This is a genomic window from Paucisalibacillus globulus DSM 18846 (genome assembly GCF_000482485.1).
Lineage (GTDB): Bacteria > Bacillota > Bacilli > Bacillales > Amphibacillaceae > Ornithinibacillus > Ornithinibacillus globulus.
This window is the reverse complement of the sequence record NZ_KI519440.1, coordinates 144,119-169,276: the sequence shown is the minus strand read 5'-3', so window position 1 is coordinate 169,276 and position 25,158 is coordinate 144,119. Positions and strand designations below refer to the sequence as shown.

Annotated in this window: 31 protein-coding genes, 2 tRNA genes and 1 riboswitch; of the genes, 6 read left to right on the top strand and 27 right to left on the bottom strand. The window is 35.1% G+C overall.

The features are described from left to right. Nucleotides 1-221 precede the first annotated feature (221 nt). Complete coding sequence (gene pdxK / locus K332_RS0120770) at nucleotides 222-1,025, top strand: pyridoxine/pyridoxal/pyridoxamine kinase (protein WP_026909205.1); 804 nt, start codon at nucleotides 222-224, stop codon at nucleotides 1,023-1,025. 254 nt (nucleotides 1,026-1,279) lie between these two features. Here pdxK and K332_RS0120765 read toward each other — a convergent pair whose 3' ends face one another. From K332_RS0120765 to K332_RS0120745, 5 genes are all read right to left on the bottom strand, one after another. After that, a complete protein-coding gene (locus K332_RS0120765; protein WP_026909204.1) occupies nucleotides 1,280-2,044 on the bottom strand; it encodes an alpha/beta fold hydrolase in 765 nt (254 codons plus the stop codon). 294 nt (nucleotides 2,045-2,338) lie between these two features. Further along, the gene (locus tag K332_RS0120760; protein ID WP_026909203.1) at nucleotides 2,339-3,625 is read right to left on the bottom strand and encodes a nucleobase:cation symporter-2 family protein; all 1,287 of its coding nucleotides are present in this window, start codon (nucleotides 3,623-3,625) and stop codon (nucleotides 2,339-2,341) included. A 3-nt stretch (nucleotides 3,626-3,628) separates the two neighbouring features. Then, nucleotides 3,629-4,204, bottom strand: a complete 576-nt coding sequence (locus tag K332_RS0120755; RefSeq protein ID WP_026909202.1) for a xanthine phosphoribosyltransferase — start codon at nucleotides 4,202-4,204, stop codon at nucleotides 3,629-3,631. A 141-nt stretch (nucleotides 4,205-4,345) separates the two neighbouring features. Then, nucleotides 4,346-4,447, bottom strand: a riboswitch (purine riboswitch). Between the two features lie 116 nt (nucleotides 4,448-4,563). Beyond that, nucleotides 4,564-5,430, bottom strand: coding sequence for an RNA polymerase sigma factor SigJ (gene sigJ / locus K332_RS0120750; protein ID WP_342665484.1), 867 nt, complete (start codon nucleotides 5,428-5,430; stop codon nucleotides 4,564-4,566). Nucleotides 5,431-5,460: 30 nt separating this feature from the next. Continuing rightward, nucleotides 5,461-6,633 (bottom strand): NAD(P)/FAD-dependent oxidoreductase, encoded by a 1,173-nt coding sequence (locus K332_RS0120745; protein ID WP_026909200.1) that lies wholly within the window; start codon nucleotides 6,631-6,633, stop codon nucleotides 5,461-5,463. A 155-nt stretch (nucleotides 6,634-6,788) separates the two neighbouring features. Here K332_RS0120745 and K332_RS24625 point away from each other — a divergent pair, with 155 nt between their 5' ends. Together K332_RS24625 and K332_RS0120735 are read left to right on the top strand one after the other, a co-directional pair. After that, complete coding sequence (locus K332_RS24625) at nucleotides 6,789-7,253, top strand: glycine zipper domain-containing protein (RefSeq protein WP_026909199.1); 465 nt, start codon at nucleotides 6,789-6,791, stop codon at nucleotides 7,251-7,253. 132 nt (nucleotides 7,254-7,385) lie between these two features. Next, nucleotides 7,386-7,817, top strand: a complete 432-nt coding sequence (locus tag K332_RS0120735) for a DUF6376 family protein (RefSeq protein WP_026909198.1) — start codon at nucleotides 7,386-7,388, stop codon at nucleotides 7,815-7,817. Between the two features lie 162 nt (nucleotides 7,818-7,979). On the opposite strand, the gene K332_RS0120730 is transcribed toward K332_RS0120735, so the two are convergent. The 4 genes from K332_RS0120730 to K332_RS0120715 form a co-directional block, all read right to left on the bottom strand. Further along, on the bottom strand, nucleotides 7,980-8,429 hold the full coding sequence (locus K332_RS0120730; protein ID WP_026909197.1) for a DinB family protein: 450 nt from the start codon (nucleotides 8,427-8,429) through the stop codon (nucleotides 7,980-7,982). Between the two features lie 382 nt (nucleotides 8,430-8,811). Next, a complete protein-coding gene (gene fosB / locus K332_RS0120725; protein WP_026909196.1) occupies nucleotides 8,812-9,234 on the bottom strand; it encodes a metallothiol transferase FosB in 423 nt (140 codons plus the stop codon). A gap of 1 nt (nucleotide 9,235) precedes the next feature. Further along, a complete protein-coding gene (locus K332_RS0120720) occupies nucleotides 9,236-9,703 on the bottom strand; it encodes a GNAT family N-acetyltransferase (RefSeq protein ID WP_026909195.1) in 468 nt (155 codons plus the stop codon). A gap of 10 nt (nucleotides 9,704-9,713) precedes the next feature. Further along, nucleotides 9,714-10,223, bottom strand: coding sequence for a GNAT family N-acetyltransferase (locus K332_RS0120715; RefSeq protein ID WP_026909194.1), 510 nt, complete (start codon nucleotides 10,221-10,223; stop codon nucleotides 9,714-9,716). Nucleotides 10,224-10,453: 230 nt separating this feature from the next. Between K332_RS0120715 and K332_RS0120710 the strand changes: the two genes are divergently transcribed. Continuing rightward, entirely contained in the window at nucleotides 10,454-11,440 is a 987-nt protein-coding gene (locus K332_RS0120710; RefSeq protein ID WP_026909193.1) for an RpnC/YadD family protein, read from the top strand. Between the two features lie 54 nt (nucleotides 11,441-11,494). On the opposite strand, the gene K332_RS0120705 is transcribed toward K332_RS0120710, so the two are convergent. The 4 genes from K332_RS0120705 to K332_RS0120690 form a co-directional block, all read right to left on the bottom strand. Beyond that, nucleotides 11,495-11,586 (bottom strand) — tRNA-Ser (locus K332_RS0120705). Nucleotides 11,587-11,599: 13 nt separating this feature from the next. Further along, nucleotides 11,600-11,672 (bottom strand) — tRNA-Thr (locus K332_RS0120700). Between the two features lie 281 nt (nucleotides 11,673-11,953). Then, complete coding sequence (locus K332_RS0120695) at nucleotides 11,954-12,319, bottom strand: YybH family protein (RefSeq protein ID WP_026909192.1); 366 nt, start codon at nucleotides 12,317-12,319, stop codon at nucleotides 11,954-11,956. Between the two features lie 18 nt (nucleotides 12,320-12,337). Further along, a complete protein-coding gene (locus K332_RS0120690; protein ID WP_036689509.1) occupies nucleotides 12,338-13,210 on the bottom strand; it encodes a TetR/AcrR family transcriptional regulator in 873 nt (290 codons plus the stop codon). Between the two features lie 164 nt (nucleotides 13,211-13,374). Between K332_RS0120690 and K332_RS0120685 the strand changes: the two genes are divergently transcribed. Further along, nucleotides 13,375-14,880 (top strand): DHA2 family efflux MFS transporter permease subunit, encoded by a 1,506-nt coding sequence (locus K332_RS0120685; protein WP_026909190.1) that lies wholly within the window; start codon nucleotides 13,375-13,377, stop codon nucleotides 14,878-14,880. A 40-nt stretch (nucleotides 14,881-14,920) separates the two neighbouring features. Here K332_RS0120685 and K332_RS0120680 read toward each other — a convergent pair whose 3' ends face one another. The 14 genes from K332_RS0120680 to K332_RS23055 all read right to left on the bottom strand — a co-directional run bounded on the left by K332_RS0120680 (nucleotide 14,921) and on the right by K332_RS23055 (nucleotide 23,955). Next, the gene (locus tag K332_RS0120680; protein ID WP_026909189.1) at nucleotides 14,921-15,466 is read right to left on the bottom strand and encodes a hypothetical protein; all 546 of its coding nucleotides are present in this window, start codon (nucleotides 15,464-15,466) and stop codon (nucleotides 14,921-14,923) included. 725 nt (nucleotides 15,467-16,191) lie between these two features. Further along, nucleotides 16,192-17,115 carry a phosphotransferase gene (locus K332_RS0120675; protein ID WP_026909188.1) on the bottom strand — a complete coding sequence of 308 codons (924 nt, stop codon included), beginning with the start codon at nucleotides 17,113-17,115 and terminating at the stop codon, nucleotides 16,192-16,194. Between the two features lie 98 nt (nucleotides 17,116-17,213). Continuing rightward, nucleotides 17,214-17,699 (bottom strand): NUDIX hydrolase, encoded by a 486-nt coding sequence (locus K332_RS0120670; protein WP_026909187.1) that lies wholly within the window; start codon nucleotides 17,697-17,699, stop codon nucleotides 17,214-17,216. Between the two features lie 19 nt (nucleotides 17,700-17,718). After that, on the bottom strand, nucleotides 17,719-18,081 hold the full coding sequence (locus K332_RS23060) for a GNAT family N-acetyltransferase (RefSeq protein WP_051359567.1): 363 nt from the start codon (nucleotides 18,079-18,081) through the stop codon (nucleotides 17,719-17,721). Nucleotides 18,082-18,093: 12 nt separating this feature from the next. Further along, complete coding sequence (locus tag K332_RS24755) at nucleotides 18,094-18,228, bottom strand: hypothetical protein (RefSeq protein ID WP_281170938.1); 135 nt, start codon at nucleotides 18,226-18,228, stop codon at nucleotides 18,094-18,096. Beyond that, a complete protein-coding gene (locus K332_RS0120660) occupies nucleotides 18,228-18,827 on the bottom strand; it encodes a zinc dependent phospholipase C family protein (protein WP_026909186.1) in 600 nt (199 codons plus the stop codon). The genes K332_RS24755 and K332_RS0120660 overlap by 1 nt, the downstream gene beginning before the upstream one ends. Before the next feature lie 59 nt (nucleotides 18,828-18,886). Beyond that, complete coding sequence (locus K332_RS0120655; RefSeq protein WP_026909185.1) at nucleotides 18,887-19,747, bottom strand: hypothetical protein; 861 nt, start codon at nucleotides 19,745-19,747, stop codon at nucleotides 18,887-18,889. A gap of 45 nt (nucleotides 19,748-19,792) precedes the next feature. Beyond that, nucleotides 19,793-20,197, bottom strand: coding sequence for a VOC family protein (locus K332_RS0120650; protein ID WP_026909184.1), 405 nt, complete (start codon nucleotides 20,195-20,197; stop codon nucleotides 19,793-19,795). A gap of 16 nt (nucleotides 20,198-20,213) precedes the next feature. Then, nucleotides 20,214-20,543 (bottom strand): HIT family protein, encoded by a 330-nt coding sequence (locus tag K332_RS0120645; protein WP_026909183.1) that lies wholly within the window; start codon nucleotides 20,541-20,543, stop codon nucleotides 20,214-20,216. A gap of 179 nt (nucleotides 20,544-20,722) precedes the next feature. After that, nucleotides 20,723-21,472 (bottom strand): nucleoside phosphorylase, encoded by a 750-nt coding sequence (locus K332_RS0120640; protein ID WP_026909182.1) that lies wholly within the window; start codon nucleotides 21,470-21,472, stop codon nucleotides 20,723-20,725. Nucleotides 21,473-21,493: 21 nt separating this feature from the next. After that, nucleotides 21,494-21,988 carry an NUDIX hydrolase gene (locus tag K332_RS0120635; protein ID WP_026909181.1) on the bottom strand — a complete coding sequence of 165 codons (495 nt, stop codon included), beginning with the start codon at nucleotides 21,986-21,988 and terminating at the stop codon, nucleotides 21,494-21,496. A gap of 2 nt (nucleotides 21,989-21,990) precedes the next feature. Then, nucleotides 21,991-22,548: an NUDIX hydrolase gene (locus tag K332_RS0120630; protein WP_026909180.1), complete on the bottom strand. Its 558-nt coding sequence runs from the start codon at nucleotides 22,546-22,548 to the stop codon at nucleotides 21,991-21,993. Nucleotides 22,549-22,554: 6 nt separating this feature from the next. Further along, nucleotides 22,555-23,268 (bottom strand): class I SAM-dependent methyltransferase, encoded by a 714-nt coding sequence (locus K332_RS0120625; RefSeq protein WP_026909179.1) that lies wholly within the window; start codon nucleotides 23,266-23,268, stop codon nucleotides 22,555-22,557. 3 nt (nucleotides 23,269-23,271) lie between these two features. Continuing rightward, entirely contained in the window at nucleotides 23,272-23,955 is a 684-nt protein-coding gene (locus tag K332_RS23055; RefSeq protein WP_051359566.1) for a hypothetical protein, read from the bottom strand. Between the two features lie 157 nt (nucleotides 23,956-24,112). On the opposite strand from K332_RS23055, the gene K332_RS0120615 reads away from it, so the two are divergent. Beyond that, nucleotides 24,113-24,976: a glycoside hydrolase domain-containing protein gene (locus K332_RS0120615; protein WP_026909178.1), complete on the top strand. Its 864-nt coding sequence runs from the start codon at nucleotides 24,113-24,115 to the stop codon at nucleotides 24,974-24,976. The last annotated feature ends 182 nt before the right edge of the window (nucleotides 24,977-25,158 follow it).

The following is a 25,158-nucleotide window of genomic DNA, read 5'->3' as shown; positions in this document are numbered from 1 at the left end:
CCCAATAAAATAATAGACCCCCAAATGTTATTTATGCGTTTAACACGGCGGCTTATAATAAATTCAGTATCTTCTATTATTACTATTGTACAAGCTCTTATACTTTTGATAAAGTATTTTATATTAGGGAAACCTAGCCCTTAAGTAAAACTACTTTATTTTAATAAAATTATGTTTTATCCTTGTAATTGACTAGGATTTAATATTCAGGGGGAATTTACATGACAATGAAAAAAGCATTAACCCTAGCAGGTTCTGATACAAGTGGAGGGGCAGGAATCCAAGCTGATCTTAAAACCTTCCAAGAACATGGAATTTACGGTATGAATGCACTAACATCAATTGTTACCATGAATCCTAATGGGTGGAATCATGATGTAACAACAATTGATGTTGATGTTGTCGAAAAGCAACTAGAAACAGTACTCTCAGTTGGTGTAGACGCAATGAAATCCGGAATGCTCGGTACTGTTGATGTTATTGAACTTGGTGCAAGAAAAATTAGAGAACATAAAATTGAAAAATATGTACTGGATCCAGTAATGGTATGCAAAGGGGAAGATGAACTTCTTTTGCCTGAAAATACCGATGCCATGCGTGAAGTATTACTTCCAGTATCCCTTGTGGCAACACCAAATCTTTTTGAAGCATGGCAACTAGCACAGACTTCAGGTCCAATTAAAACAATTGATGATATGAAAGAAGCGGCAGTAAAAATCCATGAACTAGGTGCAAAGAATGTTGTTATTAAAGGCGGGAGTGCCATCCATCACGACAAAGCAGTAGACTTATTCTATGATGGAAAAGAATTCACACTGCTAGAAAGTGAAAAGCTTGATACAACATACAACCATGGCGCTGGATGTACATTTGCAGCAGCTATCACCGCTAACCTGGCAAACGGTGAGTCCGTATTAGATGCAGTATCTAACGCGAAGAAATTTGTATCTGCAGCAATTAAACATGGCTGGAAGCTTAATGAATATGTTGGTCCGGTTATGCATGGTGCATTTAATAAGAAATAAATTGGTTAGATGTGCTTATCTAATAGAAATATTCTTTTAGACAGGTTAACGGAATCTCTGCCTCTTTTGTTTGATAGAGATAGAACACTTCTATTAGACAGAGTTGCGGAAATTCCGTTTGTTTTGTCTATATGAAGCTTTCTATTAGACAGATTCACGGAATTACTGTCTCCTTTTGTCCAATAGAACATTTCTATTTATAATGTTTTATGGATTTTCCACTTCGTTTATCCATTAAAACCCAATTTTTTCCTCTACTCATGCAAGAATGAATCTACTAGTTCAATAAATTTTTCCTTTTCCTCAACATTCGGAGCATGTCCAGAGTTGCTGAAGACAACAAATTGTGCATTTGTAATATACTCAGCAATTTCCCTCCCATCTTCTGGCGGATTCAACCCATCATAGCTTCCATTTATGACTAATGTTTTTGCAGTAACCTTATGTAACTCTGGTCGAAAATCAAATTCTGCTAAAGCTTCAGCAGCTGCTTCTTGTTCTTCTGCAGTTAATCCACCTGGAATCCCCTCAAGCCATTCCCCAACTGTTTGTAAATCATGGAAAATATGTGAAGCTAACTTGCCCATTTGCTCTTCAAAAGTAAGTCCTGCTTGCTCATCTGCGTGTCTTCCCAACAAACTTACTGATGGATCTTTAGCATGAGAATTTCCTGAAACAAGCACCATTTTATTCACCCGTTCCGGTATAGCAATTGCTACTCCCTGGGCTACATACGTTCCCATCGACATACCAAATAAATTTACTTTTTCAATTCCAAATTCATCCATAAATCCAATCACATCTTGAACATGATCATGTAATGTATAGCCTGTTGGCTTTGCAGAATTGCCATGTCCCCTAGAATCAATCCCAATCACATGAAAACGATCTTTGAAATAATCCATTTCTTGTTTAAGCATAAAATGATTACTTGTTAATCCATGAAGAAAAATAATAACTTCTCCATTTCCAGCTTCCTCATAATAAAGTTCCACACCATTAACTAACGCTTTCGGCATACAATAACCCCCATATGAATTATATTTTTATTATATCAAAGTATTATATAAGGGTCGCTTGAAAGTATTGTTGAGTTAAAATGAAGATCCTTAGGCATCCTCGTCACGTTTCTGAATAATGACTTGGCACAATTCCCTTCACAAGTAAAAACAAAATGAAGAAATAAAGAAAACAAGTAATTCGATCTGTTTCTGTCGGAAGTATGCTTACGATAAATAAGAGGAACAAATCATCCAAGATTTGCTCCTCTTATCTATGCTTTATTAAATTCATCACAAACCCGTTAACATTTCTTAAGCCTCATTTTCTTGCATTAGCGCAACTGGCTGTTTTGAAGGCAACATATTAAACACAATATTCAATGCAATCGCTGTTAAGCTTCCTGCTACAATACCATTACTAGTTAAGATTTGAATACCATTTGGAAGCTGTGCAAATATTTCCGGAACTACCGTCACACCTAAACCCATACCAACAGAGCAAGCAACAATCATCGCATTCCCATTGGACTTACCAATTTCTTTACTTAGCATCTTAATGCCTTGAGAAATAACCATACCAAACATAGCAATACAAGCTCCACCTAAAACAGAAGTAGGTATGATGGTTGTGAGTGCAGCAATTTTAGGAATAAAACCTAAAATCACTAACATACCACCAGCGATCATAACAACTTTTCTTGTTTTTACACCAGTTAGCTGAACTAAACCAACGTTTTGAGAAAATGCTGTATATTGAAGGGCATTGAAAAATCCACCAATAAAAATTGCAATTCCTTCTGCACGGTATCCTTTAGAAAGATCCTTCTCAGAAAGCTTCTTATCTGTCATGTCACTCAATGCAAAATATACCCCAGTTGATTCTACTAAAGAAACCATTGCAACAAGGGTTAACGTTAAAATGGCAGACCATTGAAATGTTGGCATTCCAAAATAGAATAACTCAGGTAAACGGAAATATGAAGCTTCCCCTACTGCAGTGAAATCCACCTTCCCCATAATCGTCGCAGCAATAGTACCACCAACTAAACCAAGTAAGATGGAAATAGAACGTATAAAACCTTTCGAAAAACGATACAACAAAATAATAAAGAGTAGTGTTCCAAAACCTAAAGAAATATTAGTTAAAGAACCAAAGTCGCTTGCCCCCTGTCCCCCACCAAGATCGTTAATTGCAACCGGAATTAATGTTACCCCAATAATCGTAACAACCGTTCCCGTTACAATTGGTGGAAAGAAACGAACAAGCTTACCAAAAAATCCACTTATTAGTACAACAATTAAACCGGAGACGATAATGGCACCATACATCGCATTAATTCCGTACTCTCCTCCAATGGCAATCATCGGTCCCACAGCGGTAAACGTACAACCAAGTACTACCGGTAATCCTATACCGAAGAATCGATTAGAAATAACCTGTAGTAATGTCGCAATCCCACACATTAAGATATCAATCGCAACTAAATATGTTAGCTGTTCGGTCGTTAAACCGAGAGCCCCACCAATAATAAGTGGAACTAAAATAGCCCCTGCGTACATAGCTAATATATGTTGGATTCCTAGCGTGACATTTTTCATGTATTATTCCTCCCGAAAGGTAATTTGATTATTATTTAACGAATCAATAATTGCTAAAGAATCCACACGAACTCCCTGCTCTCTAAGTAAATCTCCACCAGCTTGGAACCCTTTTTCAATCACAATTCCAACCCCTACTAAAGTAGATCCAGCTTGCTTTACTATTTCCATTAACCCACGAACAGCCTGCCCATTGGCAAGAAAATCATCCATGACTAGAATGACATCATCTTCTTTAAGATATTCCTTCGACACTGAAATCTCGTTCGTTTCCTTTTTCGTGAATGAGTGAACCTTGGAAGTTAATAGGTCATCCACTAATGTAAGGGATTTTCTTTTTCTAGCAAATACAACTGGAACTCCTAATTCAATACCTGTCATCAGTGCAGGGGCAATACCAGAAGACTCAATCGTAAGAATTTTGGTTATACCCGCTTCTTTAAACCTTTCAGCAAATTCCTTACCAATTTGTTGCATAAGTACTGGATCGATCTGATGATTTAAAAAGGCATCCACCTTTAATACATCCTCTGATAATACTCTTCCTTTTTCCTTAATTGCATGTTTTAAAAGATTCATAGAATCCTACCTTTCTCATAGACTAAGAACATTTCCCAAACAAAAAAGCCCGAAAACACACTTCTTCACTATGAAGAAGCATATTTCCGAGCAAAATGGTTGTCGAAAATAGAATGAAATTACATCTTAAGAAAGATGTAAAACCATTCCGATACTTTTCATAGTCAGCTCATTTACGGTAAGCCGGTAGAAACTTGCAGGCCATATTCCTGCGATTATATGAAAATAGTATTGAATTGTTTTTTAGTATACCGGTATACGCTAACAAAATCAACCCCAAATCCGAATATTAAAAGATTCTGAAAGTTGAACGATCAGCAATTGGCAAAATATAGTCCAGTTTCCATACACAAAAAGAATCAAATCAGTTGTTTTCTTAACATTTCTAGTTTATCCGGATTTCGTATGAAATAAATATTATTAACTAAATTCATCTGAACGTTAAACATTGCTACTAGTATAATATCTTTATCAGTACGGACAATAATTCCTTCCTCCCTATTAATCATTATCCTCTCCATTCGTGCATCCACCCCGAATAGTGGTAAGCGATTTAATAAACCACCAAGGAATCGAAGTACCCGCTCTGGAGTTTGAATAGGATAAAGTGCGGCCGGAACTTTACCTCCACCATCAGAGTAAACCGTAATATCTTCTGAAATAAGCGGGAGTAATTTTTCTACATTACCTTCCCTTAATGCGGTAAGTAAATCATTCATCCAATGATTGTCTAGTTTCATTTTCGCTTCTTCTTTTTCTCCAAGTTTCATCTTAGCCCTACTGTAAATCTTTCTACAATTAACCTCACTTTTATCGACAAAACTAGCAATAGTTCGGTAATCAAATGCATAGGCTTCCTTTAATAGAAATATTGCTCTTTCAATTGGAGTTAATCGTTCCATTAACACTAACATGACATATGATAATAAGTCCTTATCCGCTACTAAATCACTAATATCATCGGAAACCACTACTGGCTCTGGCAACCAAACTCCTACATATTGTTCTCTTTTCTTGCGGGCCGATGTTAAATAATCAAGACATTTGTTTGTTACCATTTTACAAAGAAATGCTTTCGGGTTATCCAGCTTTCCTATATCAATATGATGGAGTTTCATAAAAACATCCTGGACAAGATCCTCAGCATCCATACTACTACCCGTCATTTGATATGCTAATGTGAAAAGTAATGGCCTATATTGATTGTACAGCTCTTCTATTTCCATACCACACAACTCCTAATGAACCAATATCTATTATTTTACCAAACTTGCTATATCCCAGGTTAGCTTTCTTATCCAAAAGCCTAATTTTCCAGATAAATAAATATTTATTTTTGGCAACTCCACCCAGACTAAACCTTGTTTTTCTCCAAGACCAAAACAATATGTTGTAATTGCCGTTTTATGGATAGGAGATCTTTTATGGAGAATATCTGCTTTTATAATTTTACCTAATCTTCTGGCTTGAACGGTTGCTTCTTTACAGGTCATTTGATCCTCAACACCAGTCCTAGGGTTAACAATTCGTGCACAGTCTCCAATACAATAGATTCCTATACTCTCTTTAACCCGATAAGATTCATCCACTTTCACTCTACCATCCGTTGTTAAAGGAATGTCCCATGAGGATAAAATTGGATTGGGGATTAATCCAATAGTCCAGACACTTAAGCCAGATGGAATACGTTGACCATTATCTAGTTCCACTATTCCGTTTTTTTCACATATAGCCTTGGCATTGTGAATAACTTGAACACCTTGTTGAAAAAGTCTTTCTTCCAACATTATTCCTAACTTACCAGGTCCTTCATCGAACAGAATATTTTTTGAGTTGATTAATAAAACCGTAACTTCCTTAGGATTAAGACCTTTAATAGTAGCTACTTTTCTCATTTGTTCAGCTAGAGCTGCAGAAGTTTCAATTCCACTAATTCCTGCTCCAATTACAGTTGCAGCCATTAATTTTTTCCTTTCTTCTTGATTATTCGCCTTTGATGCAAGTGCCAAATTTTCATTCCATTGGTTAAAGATTAATTCCCCATTCTCAGGACTAGAAAGTGAAATCCCCCCTGTATTTGGATCACTCTTTTGAAAACAACTTCCAACAGTAATTACCAAATTATCGTACATTAGTTGTTCTTCTCCCAATGCATGTTGACATATAATACTCTTTTCCTTGTGATTAATCATCGTTACATATCCTTGAATAATCTCTACATTAGATGTAAAAATTCTATTCCAAGGAATTTTGATAGTCTCCTTTTCAACTGCAGGTTTGAATAGAAGAACCTTTTTAATATGATAAGGATTTGGATCAATCAAGATAATTCGAATGGACTGGTTCCTTCCTATATTTTTCTGTATAGCCTTTATCGCATGAATCCCTGCATATCCCCCGCCTATTACAACACAAGTCATTTTCTTCATGTCATACAACTCCATTCCACTTTTACTAATAAAACGATTTAGTAGATGGATTCGTGACATAAAGAATGAATTATATTGTAAATACAGTAAAAAACGAAACTAAATTTTATGACTCCCGTAATATTTAATAAGTAATCTTTTATGGAGGTTGAACAATGGATAGTAAACGGATTGATAAACTTTACAACATTCTTGAAGAAATAAGAAATTCAGTTGACGATCAAGTTACTAAACAACTTGAATTAGATAAGTGTAAACGAGTTATTCACAGATTGGGTTCCTTCTCATCTGATTGTGAGGAATGTCTTCAGCATTTAATTTATTTCAAAAATCATATAATTCAGCTTAACGATAAGCGAGAACATCTTGTAGAAAGTGATTTTAAACAACATAAAAAAACATTAGGAGATATCCGTTCTCATTTGCAGAAGCGACACAAATTAGTAACAAGTGGGCATTATCTAAGTATTTACATGTCAATGGGAATAAGTTTAGGTGTAGTATTTGGGCTAGTTATATTTGATAATATTGGATTAGGAATACCCATCGGGATGAGTATCGGTTTAGCAATTGGATCAGGCTTAGATGCAGATGCTAAGAAAAAAGGGATGATCATTTAACTTATGGACTGTTTTAGTTGTATTCTTCTAGAAAGTTTTGGCAACAATAATTAGACTATCCTAACAAGAATTAAAAATATAAACATGTTATGATTAAAGTACAGAACTTTATAATAATAAAGGAGTTTATATATGAAAAAAGTAATTACCTTACTTGTATTATCTACAATCATCTTCATTTCTGGTTGTGGATTTCTAGAAGAAACACAGGATACTATCAATTACGCAACAGAGACAACTGAATATCTAAATGAAATGAGTATCTTTGCAGAAGAAGTACAAAAAGTGTTAGGTGAAGGTAATGTGAATGTTGCTGAGTTAGAGAATACACTAACAGATTTAGAAGGAACGGTTGAAGAATTTAACACAATTGAAGTTCCTGCCATTGCAGAAGGTATCCACAATGATATTTTAGCAAAAAATGACCAACTTCTTGACATAGTCAATCAAGTACAAGAAAATGGTGAAATTGCAATAGAGGAGATAGAAAATTCACAGTTCTACCAAACAATAGAAAGCTTTACGAACCTTATGGATCAGGTTGAGCAACTTGGGTTTGAATAGAATAGAATTGGTATATATTATGGATTTCATGTTGAATTTCGGTTTACAGTATTCGTAAAAAAGACATTCTCATGTAAAAACAATTAAAGGAACTTGATTAGAGTTCCTTTTTTCTTGTGCAAGTATGTATAATCAATTCACTCCTCTTAATCTCTGTACGTACTATTTATTTAATTTCTCATTAATTTGTTTCAAATGATATAAATCATGGTTTAAAAATATTTTCGTAAATGTTTCAACTGAATACTGGCGCTTCCCTTTACCAATTCTAAATCTAGTTTCTTCGGAAACATTTGTAAGATGTTCAACTAGTATTTTTCTAGTTTCAATGAAAATACTTATAATAGATTCCACTGATTGCCCTCTTAGATATTGGACACCTTCAGCATTATGTAGGTCATGATTCGGAAACTCAGGTAAAATTCCCCCATTAACCATTTTAGGAACCATTACCTCTAAATTAAACTTATCCCAATAGTAAATATGACCTATTATTTCTCGGATTGACCATTTCCCTTCACTAATTGGTTCTGTTAAGTAGGCTACTTCTACTTCTTTTAAGTTTTTTATTTCATCTATTATTTTATTAAATGAATTCAATGTTTTATTCATTTGCTTTTCCTCCAGATATGAACTTTAAAATTATAATTAATTTTCTTGTAATTCATTTACCTTTATAGCAGGTTAACTGGCTGTAAGACCCTAAACGAGAGGAATTCGAGTGAAATTCAAGAATTATAAGTGGGGGCTCAACAGCCAGTAAAAAGCTGAGGTTCGTTCAACCAACAATCAGTGGGGGAAGTAGAAAAACCCCCACTGATTGAAGTTTCACTTTATTGTAAAATATACTTCAAAGAACTTAAAGCCAAAATACCTTGGATAAGAAAACAATAGGAAGAAGGAAAAACTATGAAGTTAGAAACTAAAAGACTAATAATCTTTCCCTGTACAGAAGAATCCATATCCTCTATTAACTATACGATTGGTCTACACCTCAACCAAAAAACTCCATATGCTGTTTATCTTCCTGATAATACTTTAATCGATCATGTAAAGTACCTGTATGAAACTCAAACTTATGCCCATCTGGATCAATAAAATAAATGGATTGCTTATCCCGAGCATCCCTTTCTCTACCTGGTAATATGGTTATACCTAGGCTTTTCAACCGCTCAACGCAAGCATCAAATTCATCTTCAGCCACCGTAAAAGCAATATGTGTATAAGAATGATGTATCTCGTTTCGAGGAATATCCTTTTCTTCATTTAATGCTAACCATAATCCATTTAAATCAAAGTAGGCAGTTTTTCTACCTTTGACAAGCAATTTTGCATCAAAGACTTTATTATAGAATTCTATCGACTTTTCCAAATCAGAAACTGAGAATAACAGATGATTAATCCCACCAAGTTTCACTTTAATCTTCCTTTACCATTACTATAAACTTCATCTTATTTCGTAAAAATTCTTGCTTTCTAACAAATTTAAACTTTTCATATAAATGAATCGCTCGACTATTAAAATCAGCAACTGTTAATCTTATACACCCCTCATATTCACTTCGGAGTTCTTTTAAAATATATGTAAAAAATTCAGTCCCTAACCCATTACCAGTTAAATCCGGTCTCAATCCCAAACCAATATCCATACAATCATCCTCGTAAGCGCCAACTTCATGGCCCGCAGGAACTTGCGCATCCTCACCAGTACAAAAGAAACCAACTACTTTCTCATCAGATAGAATTGCTTTATACGTAAGACGCGTTAATTCCAGTATCGCTTCACCTGAAAGGACATTATTATATAAATCATATGGCTTTTCATATTTCCAACCAAGAATGTCAATCGCATAGTCATCAATCATATTTCTAGTTGTAAATTCCACATCCACACCTCTACTCATCATTTAATGACAAGGACATATACTCCTCATCAAAATATACATTTTTTACTTTTAATGCTTTTTCTTCCAAACCGTAACTTTTAAACCCAAACTTTTGGTAAAGGCCTTTTGCATCGTGATTAATAGACACTACAGACAAGTTAACTCTTGAAATGCCATCAATTGCACGTGCTTGTTTTATTGCTGCATCAAGAAGTGCTTTTCCCAGTCCATTACCTCTCTCATCGGGAGTTACGTACATTGCAAAAATATTTGCCTTATGTTTCAGATTTACCTTTGTTTCTGGAAGTAATGTAACCATTCCAATTAGTTTCTCATCTTTAAAAGCTCCAAAATTATAATGAGTAGCTTGTGCAATACTTTTTTCAAATTGCTCCAATGGGTTTACTTTACTAATTAACTCATCATAACTTGCTGCAAAAGCTTCTGGATTTTCTTTCAGTGCTTCTAAACGTAACTCTAAATATTTTTTTGCATCAGTTGGTTCTAGCAAGCGGATCATAATTATCACTCCTTGGAAAAACTTGCATTTGCTATGTCCAAAGCAAAAGATTTAGTTTTTCTTATGTTCGCGGGAAAGATTTTTTACCTACCTTCTGCCAAAAAGAATTCCTAATCTAGTATTCTAGCTACTACGCAAAAAATCCTCTAAAGGTTTCAAATTTGTCGATAATTCGCTTGATGGCAAACGTATGTTCGTATATAATAAAAAGAAAAAGGATGTGGAATTGGATGCTACATGCCGTAATACTTGAAGAAACAACGAATTATGAATATCCAGATTACGATGGACTATGGAAGAATTTGATTAGCCTAATGTTTGAAGACTTTATTCTTTTCTTCGCACCAGAATTATATGAGGAAATAGATTTTTCTAAGTCACCTTATTTTATTCAGCAAGAGCATTTTCAAGATGTACTCTTTAGCAAACAAAACAGAAGAATGGCAGATCAACTAGTTAAAGCACCACTAATAAACGGAAAAGAAAAGTGGATACTAATTCACATAGAGGTTCAAGACAATGCTAATGATGAATTTCGGAAGCGCATGTTCCATTACTTTTATCGAATTTATGACCGATATGACCACGAAATATATGCCATTGCACTACTAACCAACAGCAATAGACACCCCAAACAAGATTATTATGATTACCATTATTACAGTACAAGTCTTATATACAAATACAATGTATTTAATTTCAAAGAACAAAACACTGAAAAACTTAAGAATTCATCCAATCCATTCGCTGCAGCTGTATTAGCAGGAATATATGCTAGTCAAGCTAAAGGTAATGATTTAAAAAAGTATACTTTTAAGCGTAACTTGATGATCCAGGCTTTAAAACGCTTTACACCAGAAAAAGAAAAATCCAGACAATACCTATCAGCATTATTTCACTTCATCGATTATGTAATCCAAACACCGGAAACACTAGAGCAAAGATTAAAAGACGATATAAAAGAATATATTAAGGAGGCGATAAAAGTGAACATAGAAAAAGTTAAAATATCTCCAACCTGGGAATGTGTTTTAGAGGATTTAGAGAAAGAATGGTCTAAAGAGGCATTATTAAAGGGAAGAGCAGAAGGAAAGTTAGAAGCAAGTTATGAATTTAGTAGAAAGCTTCTTCAAGGAAACTATCCAGTAGATGAAATTATCAAACTAACTGGCCTTACTATGCAAGATATTCAAAGTCTTAAAGACAAAAAAGTATAAAACAAAAGCCGTATCACTATACAAAGATACGGCTCATTTTATTATGTATCTTCATGGCGGAGAAGGTGGGATTCGAACCCACGTAGGTGTTGCCACCCCTAACGCATTTCGAGTGCGTCCCCTTATAACCACTTGGGTACTTCTCCCTTTACAGATAAATGGTGCTAGTGAGGGGACATGAACCTCCCCCCCGTCATGACGAGTGACGTGCACTACCAGCTGTGACACCAGCAATATTAGAAAAACTCGCATTCGCTCGTCCTCTAGTGAAGCAACTACTTGTGATACTCCACGTGAGACTGCTCGATTAGACTTCATGTAGCTTTGCGAGGAGAATTACTTCCTCGAATTATCTTAAGTACGAAGAGCACTCTTTGTATTAAATTTTCTATGCGTGTGAAAAGTATTTTTACACTTGCTTAACTACCAAAAAAGTAACATTCACGAAAGAAATATTACTCCTATAACTTGTCTAATTCAAGTGAACATTTTTAGAACTCTTCCACTAATTTCTTACTCCAATGAACTCAAATGTTCATGAACCAACTTCCAGTTTCCATCCACATTCTTAAAAACATTTGTAGCACGTCCATTACCTTGAACAAACTCTCCATTATAATAACCCTCATAGTGATAAGTATAGATGCAAGTAGCAGTATTCTCTTCAGTTATTAGCCACTGTACTTCAGTAGCTTGATAGACCTCATCCTCAATGGTTTTCCAAGCGTTCTCAAAGTATTGACCAATTTCAGCAAGTGATTCACAGGTTTTATCAGAAAACCAATATACCGCTCTTTCATCTAATAGCTTCCTAACATTTTGAAAGTCATGCGTATTAGTCGCAGCAATATACGCTGCTAAAGCTTTCTCATAGCCCATTAAAATTCCCCTTATCCATCAAATTTTATTCAAATACTTTTCAATTAACTGCACAAGCTTCTTAACTTCATATTCCATTTCTGTTTCCTCAAATATGTTAGTCAAAGATAGAACTATACTTTCAATTAGAAATTTTCTTGGATTATTTGATAGAATTTCTTCCTTGAGGAACTTAATATAATCAATCTGCTCTATTGTAGCCTTATCTAGTAGACTATCTATATTTTTTTCTAATTGTGTAAGTACTTCCTCTTTTGAAATATCATCCAACTGGGGACTAAACCAATCTACTGGAAAGAACTTTTTGCTTGATTGGATTTGTTCTTGAATGATTGGTTTCATACGATTTAAAATGAATTGAATAACCTTTTCCGCCTCTATTTCCTCTCCTGTTTCCATCTTCCAGACATACATAAAGTGTTGAAACATTCCAAGTAACATAATTGCATGATCTAATGAATAGTCACAATCCTCTGGACTGTATACTTCACAAATTCGAGTAGCAATCCAATGCACTTCATTCCTATATTGATTATCAAAAAAGTTTTTTATTATCGGCTCATCTAAATGCATAAGGGATTCAAATAAAATTAGCATATTATACTTGCTATTTATATTAGTTCTTACCGCAATCTGTTGGATAAAAATTTCTTCATCTTGTTTAGACTTCCCTTGTAAAAGCCCCATTCTCTTTTGATCGCCTTCTTCTTGCACACTCTCCAATATTGCAAGTAAGCATTCATTCTTTGAACCAAAATAATTATAAAAAGTTCCTTTAGAAATCTCTGCTGCATTTAAGATATCCTGAATCGATGTTGCATGAAATCCCTTTTTAATAAACAGACGATGGGCAACATCTAAAATCTTGTCTTTTCGCTTATTAACGCTCACAAAAACCACCCTTTAGAACAGTAGTATAATTTATTTTATCACCAAAAACCCTTTTAAATCAATACACTTTCCAAATAACAAAAATAAAGGTTGCAATAATTATACTTACGGTATAAAATACTTAAGTGCTTTTATTTAGTTAATAGAAAGTAGGGTGAGTGTCTATGTCTGAAAATATTTCCCAAGAACAAAAGGCCCCTTATGGCGTCATTGCCATATTATTTGTTGGTGCCTTTGTAGCAATATTAAATGAAACCTTTCTAAACGTTGCACTACCTTCTATTATGACGGAATTCCAAGTAGGACCAGCAACCGTCCAATGGTTGGCAACTGGGTATATGCTTGTGAATGGAATACTAATTCCAGCTAGTGCTTTCTTCATTCAACGATTTACGAATCGTAGTATTTTTTTAACAGCAATGGGACTGTTTACACTAGGAACACTTCTAGCTAGTTTATCTCCAACATTCGCAATCCTGCTAATAGCTAGGTTAATTCAAGCATCTGGATCTGCTATCATGATGCCATTATTAATGAATGTTATGTTAGTCGCATTCCCAATTGAAAAACGTGGTCAAGTTATGGGATTCTTTGGTCTCGTTATGATTGTTGCACCAGCGCTAGGACCGACACTTTCTGGATTTATAGTAGAACATTATAGTTGGAGAATGTTATTTAATGTCGTCCTACCTTTTTCAATTTTGTCTTTAGTTTACGCCATTTTCCGACTCAAGAACTTTACACCTCAAGCAAAAATCAAATTAGATGTTCTCTCAATCATATTATCAAGTATTGGTTTTGGAGGACTATTATATGGGTTTAGTTCAGCTGGAGAAATGGGATGGGATCATCCATTAGTTTACGGAACTATCATTACTGGAACAATAGGACTTTTATTACTCATTTTTCGTCAATATCGTATCAAAGAACCACTACTTGAATTTAGGATATTTAAATATCCAATGTTTGCACTATCATCAGCGATATCCATTACGATTTCATTAGCTTTGTTTTCAGGAATGATATTAATTCCACTTTATATCCAAACCGTACGTGGATTCTCACCAACAGAAGCTGGTTTATTAATGCTTCCTGGTGCCCTTGTAATGGGAATTATGTCTCCTATTTCAGGTAGACTCTTCGATAAACACGGTGCAAAGAACATGGCCATTATTGGGCTAATCATCATGATTGTAACTACATTTATATTCAGTAAGTTGTCCATGACAACACCATATTTATTAGTTGCATTGGTATTCTCAGTCCGTGCATTTGGTATGTCCTTGGTAAATATGCCAGTCATGACAAATGGATTAAACCAATTACCAGTGAAAGATTATCCACATGGAACCGCTATGAATAATACCTTATCACAGGTATCTGGTGCGATTGGATCTGCATTATTAGTAACTGTAATGAACAAGAGGATGGAGTCAAGACTTGCTGAGATAAGTGAGGATCCTATTGATATGAATATGATAGACCCCAATTCTACATTAGATGTTCCTAAGCAACTCGAAAATCTAGCTATGTTAAATGGGATCAACTTTTCTTTCTTTGTATCAGGATTGATTATTATCATTGCATTGATACTTGCATTTTTTATTAAGCGAGTACCAATAGATCCATCAGAACCAAAACTAAATTTAACAAAAACACCTGAAAAATAATAATAAAAATACCCTTTGCCAAAATTTGCAAAGGGTATTTTTAATTATAACTGTACAAAATATTACCTTCTTTATCCATCACATCAAAAGTAAGCGAGAAGGTTTCCGCCACCTCTTCTGATAAAACATCTACAAATACATGCTTTTTATTAATTTCTACAAGATTTTCAACAATCATTTCGTTTCCACTATGAATCTCATAAGCAATTTGCTTAGCTCCAGGATAGTGAAAAACACCGCCCCAAACAATATTCAAAGGACTTTCTGTATTATTACCGATTGTATCTAGCTGAATAAATTCCGACTTTTTACCAATGTCTACTACTATAGAATAATCATCATCTGTATCCAGCACATAACGCTGGAGGCTATTCTTCTCATATGAACTGCGGCAAATTATAAAATTACCAGTATCATTCTTTGTTAAAAAAATTACTACCCCTACTTCGTCGTCATGATACAGTATTTCTGGTTTTTCATATTTACCATATTCACTACCACTTATAGCATCCTGCAACGTGTTCGATGAACAACCCGATGAAAAAACTACAGCAAGTATCACCAAGATCGACAGTAACTTTCTCATTTTCTCCTCCCTATAAAAAGCATGATTCGCCCATCTCTTCTCTATTATAAAAAATAATACTTCCATTATTAACTAGGAATAATTTACGAGGAATTAACTATGTATTATAGAGATCCAAATTTGTTCTCTTATATATAGACGTTTGAAGCGGCTAAAAGGTTTCAAATAATTGGGAAGTAAATATAACAAGGCAAAGTTTCGAATATTTTTTAAATGATTTCCCATAAAACTAGGCGGATTATTTAAGTAATTCGCGATTAACTTTACATATTCCACCTTATCCTATATGTCACTTACCCTGAAACTTCATTATAGATTACATAGTTTTATGAATTTGGAAGTATGGGAAAATAACTAGCAATTATGAATGTACACTTAAACTCATCTTTCATAGCAATTAGAATAGGCAGCTTTAATGGAGAAAACTAGACTTCAATTTTATTTAGCATATTAGGTCCAAAGGTTAGAAGTTTGCTTGATGTTTGTACAGGCATAAGGCTCAAAAATATGGGCAATTTTAAATTCCTTTCTATATTTTCTATTGACTCTATTTGAATCATAAGAAGTCTGACAGGAAGAAAAACTCACATTTTCTGAAGGGCATCCGAATGTGAGTAATTATTACCTTAATTTTAAATTCTATACTATCAAAACGTTGGATAAAAAGAAGATTAAATGAATAACTTTTTGCTTTAGATATCCACTTGAATCAAAGAGTAATGCTCTTATCCTATAGAGAAGTCAGAACCATCAAGTAGAATCTCTATCAAGCTACGAAAAAGATTTGCCTGAGCTGGATTTTGCCAATCCTCTTCATATTCAGCCATCAACCACATCACTTCGTCAAGAAAGACATGCCTCATCGCCTTCTCCCAAAACACTTTTTCTTGTTCTGTTAAGGTCGCGTACATCTTATATCCATCAAGAAACGTTTCCCATTCCTCTGACGTAAAAACACGTGCTGGAGCACATTTATGCTCATTATGGAAAAGTAACAATGAAAGCGCAAGATCAAAGATTCTTGGTAACCATGTTGCATTATCTGGATCAATTAAATAAGGATCTGGTGTCAAAATTAAATTATTCGCCTTATAATCGTGAGGGGTTGCGACGTGCGGCAAACCTGCACGCTGGATTTCATCTTGATATGCCACACTCTCTAATAATTCTTCTTGTAAGCTCTCCAAATCAATCGCTATGTTAGCTTTCTTTGTATGATTGGATATTGCATCAATACTCTCTATAACCTCATCTCGATTAAAATCATAAACATCATATTCCAAAAGGTTATATGTATTAGAAATTGGAGATAAACTATGGATTTTCCCTAGTAATTGTCCAGCTTCGAAAATTTCCTGTTCTTTTCCAGAGTAAACTGTACCATCGATAAATGGATACACTACAAAATTTTCATCCTTGATTTTTTGAGGGTTTTTGACCTTTAACCTTACTGGTGTCACAACATTTATTCCATTTCCTTTTAACATTTCTGTATAGGACATTACACTATCCGATCGTCCTTGGGTTCTTTTCACAATTACATCTTGATTTCCGTTTTTTACTCGATATACTGGTGAAAATGGGTAAATACTTTGTGGTTCTTTCGTAACTTTAAAACCAAATTTGCTTAGAATCTCTGTTCCATTCATAACAGTTCTCCCTAGATTGTATTTAGAAAAACTCGCATTCGCATACTTAAACGAATGTGTTGGTTTTTCTTATGTCAGCGGAAAGCTTTAATACTTTCCTAACTATCAACTAAATCTACTAGCTTTCTTTGGACAAAATGTTCTACTCGTTTATCTTTATATACGAAATGATAATCATAAGCATGATTTTCTTGAATCATTTCTCTCAAAAAGTAATGCAAATTAGCAACGCCAGTATTCTCCGGGTGTAGAATCCAATCTATTTTCTTCCAGTCTAAGATTCCTTCATCCGTTTTAATTGGGGTAAAATACTCATAAGAGTCTGGGACTTCAGCTATAAATGCATACATACCGTTGTGATATTTACTATCAACGTTCCAAGTTACCGTTCCTTTGAAGGTTACATCCTGGAGTATAATTCCTGTTTCTTCTCGAATTTCCCGTAAGATGCATTCTGTTGGAGACTCGTCTTCTTCAAGCTTCCCTCCAACACCATTCCAACTACCCATCCATGAAGAAGCTTCTCGGTTTAATAATAGAATTTCGTTGCCACGTTTGATAAAGGCTATTGTGTATTTTAACATTGTTATTAGCTCCTGTTAGTTAATGGTTTAGCTTTTTTCCCATAATAATATATGGTTCGGTTGTCTCCCCGAGTTTGAAATTATGTTCAAGTACTTCCCAGTTTAACTTTTCATACAGCAATAAGGCTGAGGTATTATTTTTTTGTGTAGTTAATATTGCTGTTTGATTTTGAGAATCTTCAAGTAATGTTGCCACCAGTTCTTGTCCTAGTTTTTTTCTTCTGTGATTCGGATGAACGGCAAGCTCTACAAATTCCAAGCAATCCTCAAGCCACGATTCTTGGTTAGAATTTTCAAGTGACATTCGAAGTAAATCATGATAAAACTGTCCTGGAGTTGATGTATAACCATAAGCAAAACCAATAACAGCATTTTCATCCATAGCAACTATCCCTTAAAATTCAGGATAGGAAGCATGACGTTTGAACCGATTTAAAAAATCATCACGCTCTCCTCCCCACACTTCATGGTATAGACGTGCAATTTGTTGAAGCTCTAATTTTTCTAGTGAGATCGTTCTAATTTCCATCATTCCACACCTAATGCACGAAGTTTAAGTAGACCACGTTCAACACACGTCTCTACATAACCCACAATTTGTAAAAGGGTAAAGACCTGAAGCTCTTCCTCAAGATGTTCTTTAGGATAATTCATATCTTCCTTCACATAAGGAAAAAATGCTTGTACATCTTCACCCTTCACCTCATCCAAATCTTGAACATTATTAAAGTTGAGGTTATCAAGGATACTAGAATCCAATTGGTAATGATAAAGTAATTTGGCATTTAATAATCTGAAATCTTCGTGATATCTTGCAAGAAGTGAATGATCAGCATCTATTCGGTTTTTCAACCAACCTTGATAAAACCCTTTTACCCATACATAATCGGCGATAAGGTGGGTGTAGTATCCAAGAACATAATCCGTTTTAGGATATTTATTTAGAAACTTTTCAAATTCAACTGTTGTCGTATAATCCCTTTCGTGTCCCACGAAAAAATGTGATTTCCCTTTAGGGTATACGGCGTCTGGCGCAACTCCCCCAATAAAAAAAGCATGTTTATCTTGTATGTTAATTTTTTCTGCAATTTGATTTGCAATAATTAAGTGCATGATTCTTGAGCCCATTCTACATATCCCCCTTGAACTATTTCTTTCATCAAACCGCCCTAATCCCTTTGGTACTTTTAACTCTTTTTTTGATACGTATTCAAAACAGAGTTTATTGGAATGGTAAAGTGACTCAATACATTCATTGCATATGGATCCGTAGTATCAAACTCACCTTCCATGAACTGATAACCTTTTTGTTTTGCATAAGCCATTTGTAGTCCAACTAACGAAATTATGTACTCCATTTCGAATATTGTTCTAGACCCGACCCAGCCTAATTCAACGGTATCATTGGTTTCTGCTTCATGTAGAAATGAATACGCTAAAACTTCTTCCCCACTTTTATCTAGGCAGACATAGCTACCTTCCGCTAACAAATCCTCTGCAAATATCATTTCTCTCCATTTTTCCAGTTCAAATTCTGCCACTGGATTAACAGTATGCGTTTCTTCATAAATTCTTTTTACAAGACTTACTAGGTTAGTTACAAGCGTAGCGTTGGAAGAAATTTCATGAATTGTTTTAACATTATTTGGCATAGAAAAAATTCCAGGTGAATTTGATAGATTAATTTTAGGTAAATACGTTTTGCGAATTAAATCAAAATCTTGTTCCAGATAGTAGTGGTCGAGAACCGTACCTTCATCAACTCCAGTCTGCAATGGATACGCCATCCCATTCTGTTCTACTTCTGCTATTAGTTCTCCTAAAGCTGTATACTCAGGGTGAGAAATAATCTTAAAATAGGTACAAAACGGGTGAAAGCTACTTTTCCAAGCAACAATAAGAGCAACCATTTCTTCTTTCTCATAGGCTGCATAAGAGCAGATATAGTTTGGACTTTTAGTTAGATACAAACTATCAGAATCTACGTTTAAAGTGGTAATTAATTTTTTAAGTTTATCTTCATCTGCTGTCGTATATTTCTTAATCATAAATTCTCCTAAAAAGTTTATTATGTGAGTATACTTATCCAGTCATTAAATTCCTTCTGAGTTCATCAAAACAATACGCCATCCGTCTGGGTCTTCAATGGTAACTCCTTTTTCTTCCCAATAGCCATTTTCCGGTTCAACCTCAGGGTACCCCATTCGACTAAGTCTCTCTTTTACCATTGTTATTTCATCTTGACTTGGAATATAAAATACTAGTAAATTATCTTTTGTCGGTGCTGGGCAAGGGGAACCATCGACATGCTTGGTGAATTCTAGGTGATAGGATGCGCCTGGTAACCCATAGATTACCCCTGTATATCCCCTATGTCCCGTAAAATCAGTCAATCTTTTTAAACCTAATCCATTTTCATAGAAATCAATCACTTCATCATAGTTATCTGTTGGTCTAGCAATGCGGACTTGAGCAGCTGAGAAGTTATTAAAATTCATATTTTTATTTCCTCCATCATTTTTGTTTATCACCCGATACAATATGCCAATGTAAGTGTTTCGATTCTTGATAGTTTCCTAAATTAGTGATTACTCTACATGCACCATATTTTTCTTCAATGTCTGCCGCTACCTTTTGAATTACCGTCATCAATTCCATCAATATTTCCTGATCAGCATCTTCCATTTTCGTTAAAGAAAGGATATGTTTTTTTGGAATTGCAACGATATGTACCTGGTAATATGGACGTGTATGATAGTACGCTAAGACATTCTCCGTCTCATATACTTTTTCAACTTCTGTTTTACCACTTAAGACTTGATCACAATAAAAATCGTTCGTCATAGCCCTCTCCACCCTTCATTAAATATGAACATTGTAAATATTATAACATCTAATAAAGTATAATGAAGAAACTCCTGTTTGCTATCTGATAATTTTCAAAGAAAAATTAAAAGTAGATAATCTTATATAAAATCCCCCTGTTAGACTATGGCTTACAGAGGGAATCCTTCCAAATCTTTTTAAATTTCCAATGAAGCCAAATATAGTGCCAGCTCACGTATCCTTCTATCTGTCTCATCCATTAGTCTATCTAACTCTTCTGGCCTAGTATAAAAAGTTTCTCCCTGAATAATATGGTCGGATAAATTTAATAGTCCAATAGCTTTACGATTAAAGTATTTGGCAATAGCAAAAGTCGTCGCTGTTTCCATATCCACCCCAAGATGACCATCCTCGGCCCAACTTTTTACTAGTTCTGTCGTTTCCATGTACATGGCACTTGTTGACATGACAGAACCAGTTACAAACGGATAGCCTTTTTTCTCACAGAAGTTTATAGCTGCCTCCACTAGCTGATGGTCCGCATATACCATTGTTTCCCTAGGTAAATACCACTCTGAAACACCATCCTCCATATATGCACCCGTAACAATAAGAATGTCGCCATATTGAATATCATGGGACAAGCCTCCAAAGTAGCCAGTTTGGATGAATTTCTCCGTTCCAAGTATGGCATAACGATGTGCAGTAATTGCTGCTGAAGGTCCACCAAATACATTAGAAAAACCAATTCTTGTTTCATTAATATTTCCAATGACCGTATTCCAATCAGATTGCTTTTCTTGATCGGTTAATATGTTTCTCCAAAGCTCCAGGTTTTCTTGATGATCCCATTCGCCATGTAAAATAAAAGATTGTGGGATGTTTTGTTCAGAAAGCTTTAATGCCCCCATCCAATCCTCTTTTTTAAAGTCACAGTATAATTTCATGTTGTATCCCCCTATTTAGTTTCAGTTCCTTACTTCTAATTGCAACGCATAATCTAGCATTGCTTGACGGACGTCATCTACGTCAATATATTGTTTAATATTATCTGTTTCAATAAATGTCCTTCTATCAGATTCAAATTCCCCACCAAATGGATGAATCGTTTTAATATCCATTCGATAGAATAATTGATAACCCACGATAGGATATTTACTTGACTCATCCCAATTCTGATTATCATGGTGGTCTATCTCAACTGCTCCAAGTAGCTTACAGTCACCTTCCACATATCCTTCCTCCATCGCTTCTCGTTTAAAGCATAGTTCGGGGCTTTCACCTTCTTCCATATGGCCACCTGGTATGTCCCATCCACGATGATTTAAATCTACAAGTAGAACCTTCCCCTCGTAAAAGCAAAATCCATGAACACTTGTAATTAAATCCAATGGAGGTACATAATCTTGCTTCCAAGTTAATTTCATTAATCCTACTCCCCAATTAACATAAACTGAAGTCATACCTACTTCTCCTTTAAGCGATTCATCAAAAATGATTTCACCATATAATAAGCACTTGCTGTAAATAACTGATTAATCTCACCAGTTGCTATCAACTTATCCATATCATCCAGTTCCACTACATGTACATCAATGAACTCCGTCGGGTCTAAATCCTGTTCAAAAGCTCGATACGAATCTAGAAGCAAGTAGGTGATCACCTTATTAGTTTGTGTTGCTGGATTGACAAAAAACTCCCCTAATTTGATTGGCTCAAGCTCAGTCGTATATCCAGTTTCCTCTCTCACTTCTCGAACAATAGCCTCCGCATGGGATTCATTCCCCTCAGGCTTTCCAGCAGGTATCTCTAAAAAGAAGTCCTGTGCTGCATGCCTATACTGTCTTACCAATACAATATGATGATCCTTTGTCAGTACAATTGCATTAACCCAGTCATCATATTCATTCACAAAATATGTATCGATTAAATTGCCATCTGGTAATTCAATCTTATCTCTTCTCAAATTCCCAAATGGTGATTTGAATACATAATCGGACGATAGTTTTTTCCATTTTTCCACGTTAGTTCACCCCTGTTTTTTTACTACGTATGTAATAGCATTTGTTTTCATAAGAACTTCTCTATGATCTCTAGTAATTTTGTATTTTAATAACTTTACAAGACTTTTTGTTTCAGTCCACCCAGAGAATTCCTTTTGCAAGATACGCTGCATATTTTGTGTCGAGATGTTAACCTCAACATTTACTTCTAGCTGCTCGCCAGTTCCCATATCTATTTCCTGAATTTCTGAATTAATAATGATACAGGTAATGCCACCAGACTTTGTCCCTTTTGCCATATTCTTAAGAACTGTTCCCAGTGCCGCTTCTGATTCCACATGCTCTATACTAGAAACCGCTACAATCAAATCATAGGAACTTTCTGGTATCACGAAACTTTCTATGGATGATTTAATCGGATGAATAATGTTGGTTACATCAAACTCTTTACTGTATCGCGTTAATTTTTCTATCGCTGAATCTAGCAAATCAACACAGACTACTTGCCCTGTTTTCCCCGACTCTCGCAACCAACCTGCAATTGGAATGCTATTTCGTCCTACTCCACTTCCTAAGTCTAAGACATTAACCGATTCATAATCTTCGAATGCTGGAAGTATGTCCATTACTGTCTTAACTGGTTTATGTAACCAGGTACCAGATTCAAACAATCGATAATTCTCATAGCAGTAATCATGATATACTTTTTCTTCTTTACGTATTTTCTGAATTCTTTCCATAGCTTACTTCCTTTTCCATTTTGGAATAAATAAATGCCTAATCAAATTTTTAATATGAGATGTGTTCTCATGATGTCTTAAAATGGAATTTCGAAATAAAAAATCCTCCGGTGAAACACGGATTTTCGCAAGTGGAGATACCACATCTTTTGTAATCCATTCATTCTTTGCCCCACCAGGTTTAAAGCGTTCCTTTGGAAACAAATAAATCATACCGTTCGTCCATAACTTACCGTTAAAATCCTTGTTCAGTGAAAAGTAATAGTATCGTTTTGTCCCTTTTTCCGTTCGGGCTGTTACACAAACATTCCGCAATGAGCCCGAACCAGAATATTCTTTTCTGTTAATAACAGCAAAAAATATAGACCAAGTTGCATCAGATGAAGCAAAAACCGCTCTAACGTTTTCACCTGAAAATAACGTCGATTCCCTAGGCTCAAATACGTTTACATTCGGATTATTCGATCCATGAACAAGAATGTTCCTTTCCTCTATAAGATAAGTTAAGAATAAATACTTCCCCTCAGCCAAGGTGTAAGGAATTTCATCTCCTACACCATTTACTACATATTTTTCATACAACTCATCAAATTCGTTCCTCTGTTTATCCAACAGTTCCAGTTCATCTATCCGTAAAAAATTTAATTTATTCAATAAAAACGTGCGTGCGGCATTATCTTTACTCATACTCATTCACCTCATTACTACTCCTTCTAGCTAAATTCGACAAAAACCTCTTATTTTCCTGCCAAAATTTTCAAGTATTTCTGTTAATCTATACGCCCACACCCTTTGAACCCATCAACAATAAAATAGCATAAGGGTCTGAAGGGAGGTTTAACCCATGAGAAAGTATGAACTAATCACCCTGATTAGTTTGTTTATTGTCATCGCCATCCCCATTCTGATACTATCCATTTACAATCCACAAGAACCTATGGATAATGCAAAAGATCCCAATACAGAGGAAAAGGATAAGAATAACGAAGACAGTGAATCCGATAACGAAGATAAGAACAAAGAAAAGGACAAGGATAAGGATGATGAAGCAAACAAAGAGGATAAAAGCAAAGAAATCCATTGGGGTGTTGATTCTGCGAGCTATACCGATAAAGAATTCCTTGGTTGTGTAGTCGACAATTATGGAAAGCCGGTTATATGGGGACGCTATCTAGGTGAAAAAGAGGATATCTCAGCAGGTTTAGATTCCAATGAGGTAAAACTTTTACATGACAATGATATTAAGATTCTAGTAATCTACAATCATGTGGAGGATGCTCGTGGCAATGATAGTGGTGTAGAACATGCCAAACAGGCAATTTCAATGGCTAACGACCTGGAAATTCCAGAAGGTGTTGCAATTTTTGTTGATATCGAGCCAAATTATCCAGTTGATGCAGCATTCATAGAAGGATGGTATACGACACTAGCAGACTCAAACTATGAGCCTGGTGTCTACGGTGTCTTTAGTGAAGATAGCGAATTGCTAAATGCCTATAATTCTATGGAAAAAGCTCCAATCGAAAACACCATCGTGTGGACAGCACACCCTCAAAAAGACATAACCACGAAAGATGATGCACCAGAATTCAATCCAGAAGGACCTGAAAATGCTAAAACACTTGGCTGGCAATATGCAATTGACGGGGAAACCTGTAATATAGATACGAATTTATTTAATGGGAATATGATAGAGTTTGTTTGGTAAGGGGAGTGGGCTCAAGAGCCTGCTCTTTTTGCGTATATTAGGTAGAAACTACGATTTGTTTATCAGATTGCTCGGTTTACATAGTCTTCAGTAAAATTTGGGTAGTCTTTTAGAAGCGGCATTTAGGAATATCAGCCGCGGTTCTTGAATATCAGCCAAATCTGCAAAATATCAGCCGTACT

Excerpts from the sequence above, each read along its gene's own strand:
- pdxK (WP_026909205.1), top strand. The coding sequence starts at position 222 with ATGACAATGAAAAAAGCATTAACCCTAGCAGGTTCTGATACAAGTGGA.
- K332_RS0120765 (WP_026909204.1), bottom strand. The coding sequence starts at position 2,044 with ATGCCGAAAGCGTTAGTTAATGGTGTGGAACTTTATTATGAGGAAGCT.
- K332_RS0120760 (WP_026909203.1), bottom strand. The coding sequence starts at position 3,625 with ATGAAAAATGTCACGCTAGGAATCCAACATATATTAGCTATGTACGCA.
- K332_RS0120755 (WP_026909202.1), bottom strand. The coding sequence starts at position 4,204 with ATGAATCTTTTAAAACATGCAATTAAGGAAAAAGGAAGAGTATTATCA.
- sigJ (WP_342665484.1), bottom strand. The coding sequence starts at position 5,430 with ATGGAAATAGAAGAGCTGTACAATCAATATAGGCCATTACTTTTCACA.
- K332_RS0120745 (WP_026909200.1), bottom strand. The coding sequence starts at position 6,633 with ATGAAGAAAATGACTTGTGTTGTAATAGGCGGGGGATATGCAGGGATT.
- K332_RS24625 (WP_026909199.1), top strand. The coding sequence starts at position 6,789 with ATGGATAGTAAACGGATTGATAAACTTTACAACATTCTTGAAGAAATA.
- K332_RS0120735 (WP_026909198.1), top strand. The coding sequence starts at position 7,386 with ATGAAAAAAGTAATTACCTTACTTGTATTATCTACAATCATCTTCATT.
- K332_RS0120730 (WP_026909197.1), bottom strand. The coding sequence starts at position 8,429 with ATGAATAAAACATTGAATTCATTTAATAAAATAATAGATGAAATAAAA.
- K332_RS0120715 (WP_026909194.1), bottom strand. The coding sequence starts at position 10,223 with ATGATCCGCTTGCTAGAACCAACTGATGCAAAAAAATATTTAGAGTTA.
- K332_RS0120710 (WP_026909193.1), top strand. The coding sequence starts at position 10,454 with ATGCTACATGCCGTAATACTTGAAGAAACAACGAATTATGAATATCCA.
- K332_RS0120695 (WP_026909192.1), bottom strand. The coding sequence starts at position 12,319 with ATGGGCTATGAGAAAGCTTTAGCAGCGTATATTGCTGCGACTAATACG.
- K332_RS0120685 (WP_026909190.1), top strand. The coding sequence starts at position 13,375 with ATGTCTGAAAATATTTCCCAAGAACAAAAGGCCCCTTATGGCGTCATT.
- K332_RS0120680 (WP_026909189.1), bottom strand. The coding sequence starts at position 15,466 with ATGAGAAAGTTACTGTCGATCTTGGTGATACTTGCTGTAGTTTTTTCA.
- K332_RS0120675 (WP_026909188.1), bottom strand. The coding sequence starts at position 17,115 with ATGAATGGAACAGAGATTCTAAGCAAATTTGGTTTTAAAGTTACGAAA.
- K332_RS0120670 (WP_026909187.1), bottom strand. The coding sequence starts at position 17,699 with ATGTTAAAATACACAATAGCCTTTATCAAACGTGGCAACGAAATTCTA.
- K332_RS23060 (WP_051359567.1), bottom strand. The coding sequence starts at position 18,081 with ATGGATGAAAATGCTGTTATTGGTTTTGCTTATGGTTATACATCAACT.
- K332_RS24755 (WP_281170938.1), bottom strand. The coding sequence starts at position 18,228 with ATGGAAATTAGAACGATCTCACTAGAAAAATTAGAGCTTCAACAAATT.
- K332_RS0120660 (WP_026909186.1), bottom strand. The coding sequence starts at position 18,827 with ATGGGCTCAAGAATCATGCACTTAATTATTGCAAATCAAATTGCAGAA.
- K332_RS0120655 (WP_026909185.1), bottom strand. The coding sequence starts at position 19,747 with ATGATTAAGAAATATACGACAGCAGATGAAGATAAACTTAAAAAATTA.
- K332_RS0120650 (WP_026909184.1), bottom strand. The coding sequence starts at position 20,197 with ATGAATTTTAATAACTTCTCAGCTGCTCAAGTCCGCATTGCTAGACCA.
- K332_RS0120645 (WP_026909183.1), bottom strand. The coding sequence starts at position 20,543 with ATGACGAACGATTTTTATTGTGATCAAGTCTTAAGTGGTAAAACAGAA.
- K332_RS0120640 (WP_026909182.1), bottom strand. The coding sequence starts at position 21,472 with ATGAAATTATACTGTGACTTTAAAAAAGAGGATTGGATGGGGGCATTA.
- K332_RS0120635 (WP_026909181.1), bottom strand. The coding sequence starts at position 21,988 with ATGACTTCAGTTTATGTTAATTGGGGAGTAGGATTAATGAAATTAACT.
- K332_RS0120625 (WP_026909179.1), bottom strand. The coding sequence starts at position 23,268 with ATGGAAAGAATTCAGAAAATACGTAAAGAAGAAAAAGTATATCATGAT.
- K332_RS23055 (WP_051359566.1), bottom strand. The coding sequence starts at position 23,955 with ATGAGTAAAGATAATGCCGCACGCACGTTTTTATTGAATAAATTAAAT.
- K332_RS0120615 (WP_026909178.1), top strand. The coding sequence starts at position 24,113 with ATGAGAAAGTATGAACTAATCACCCTGATTAGTTTGTTTATTGTCATC.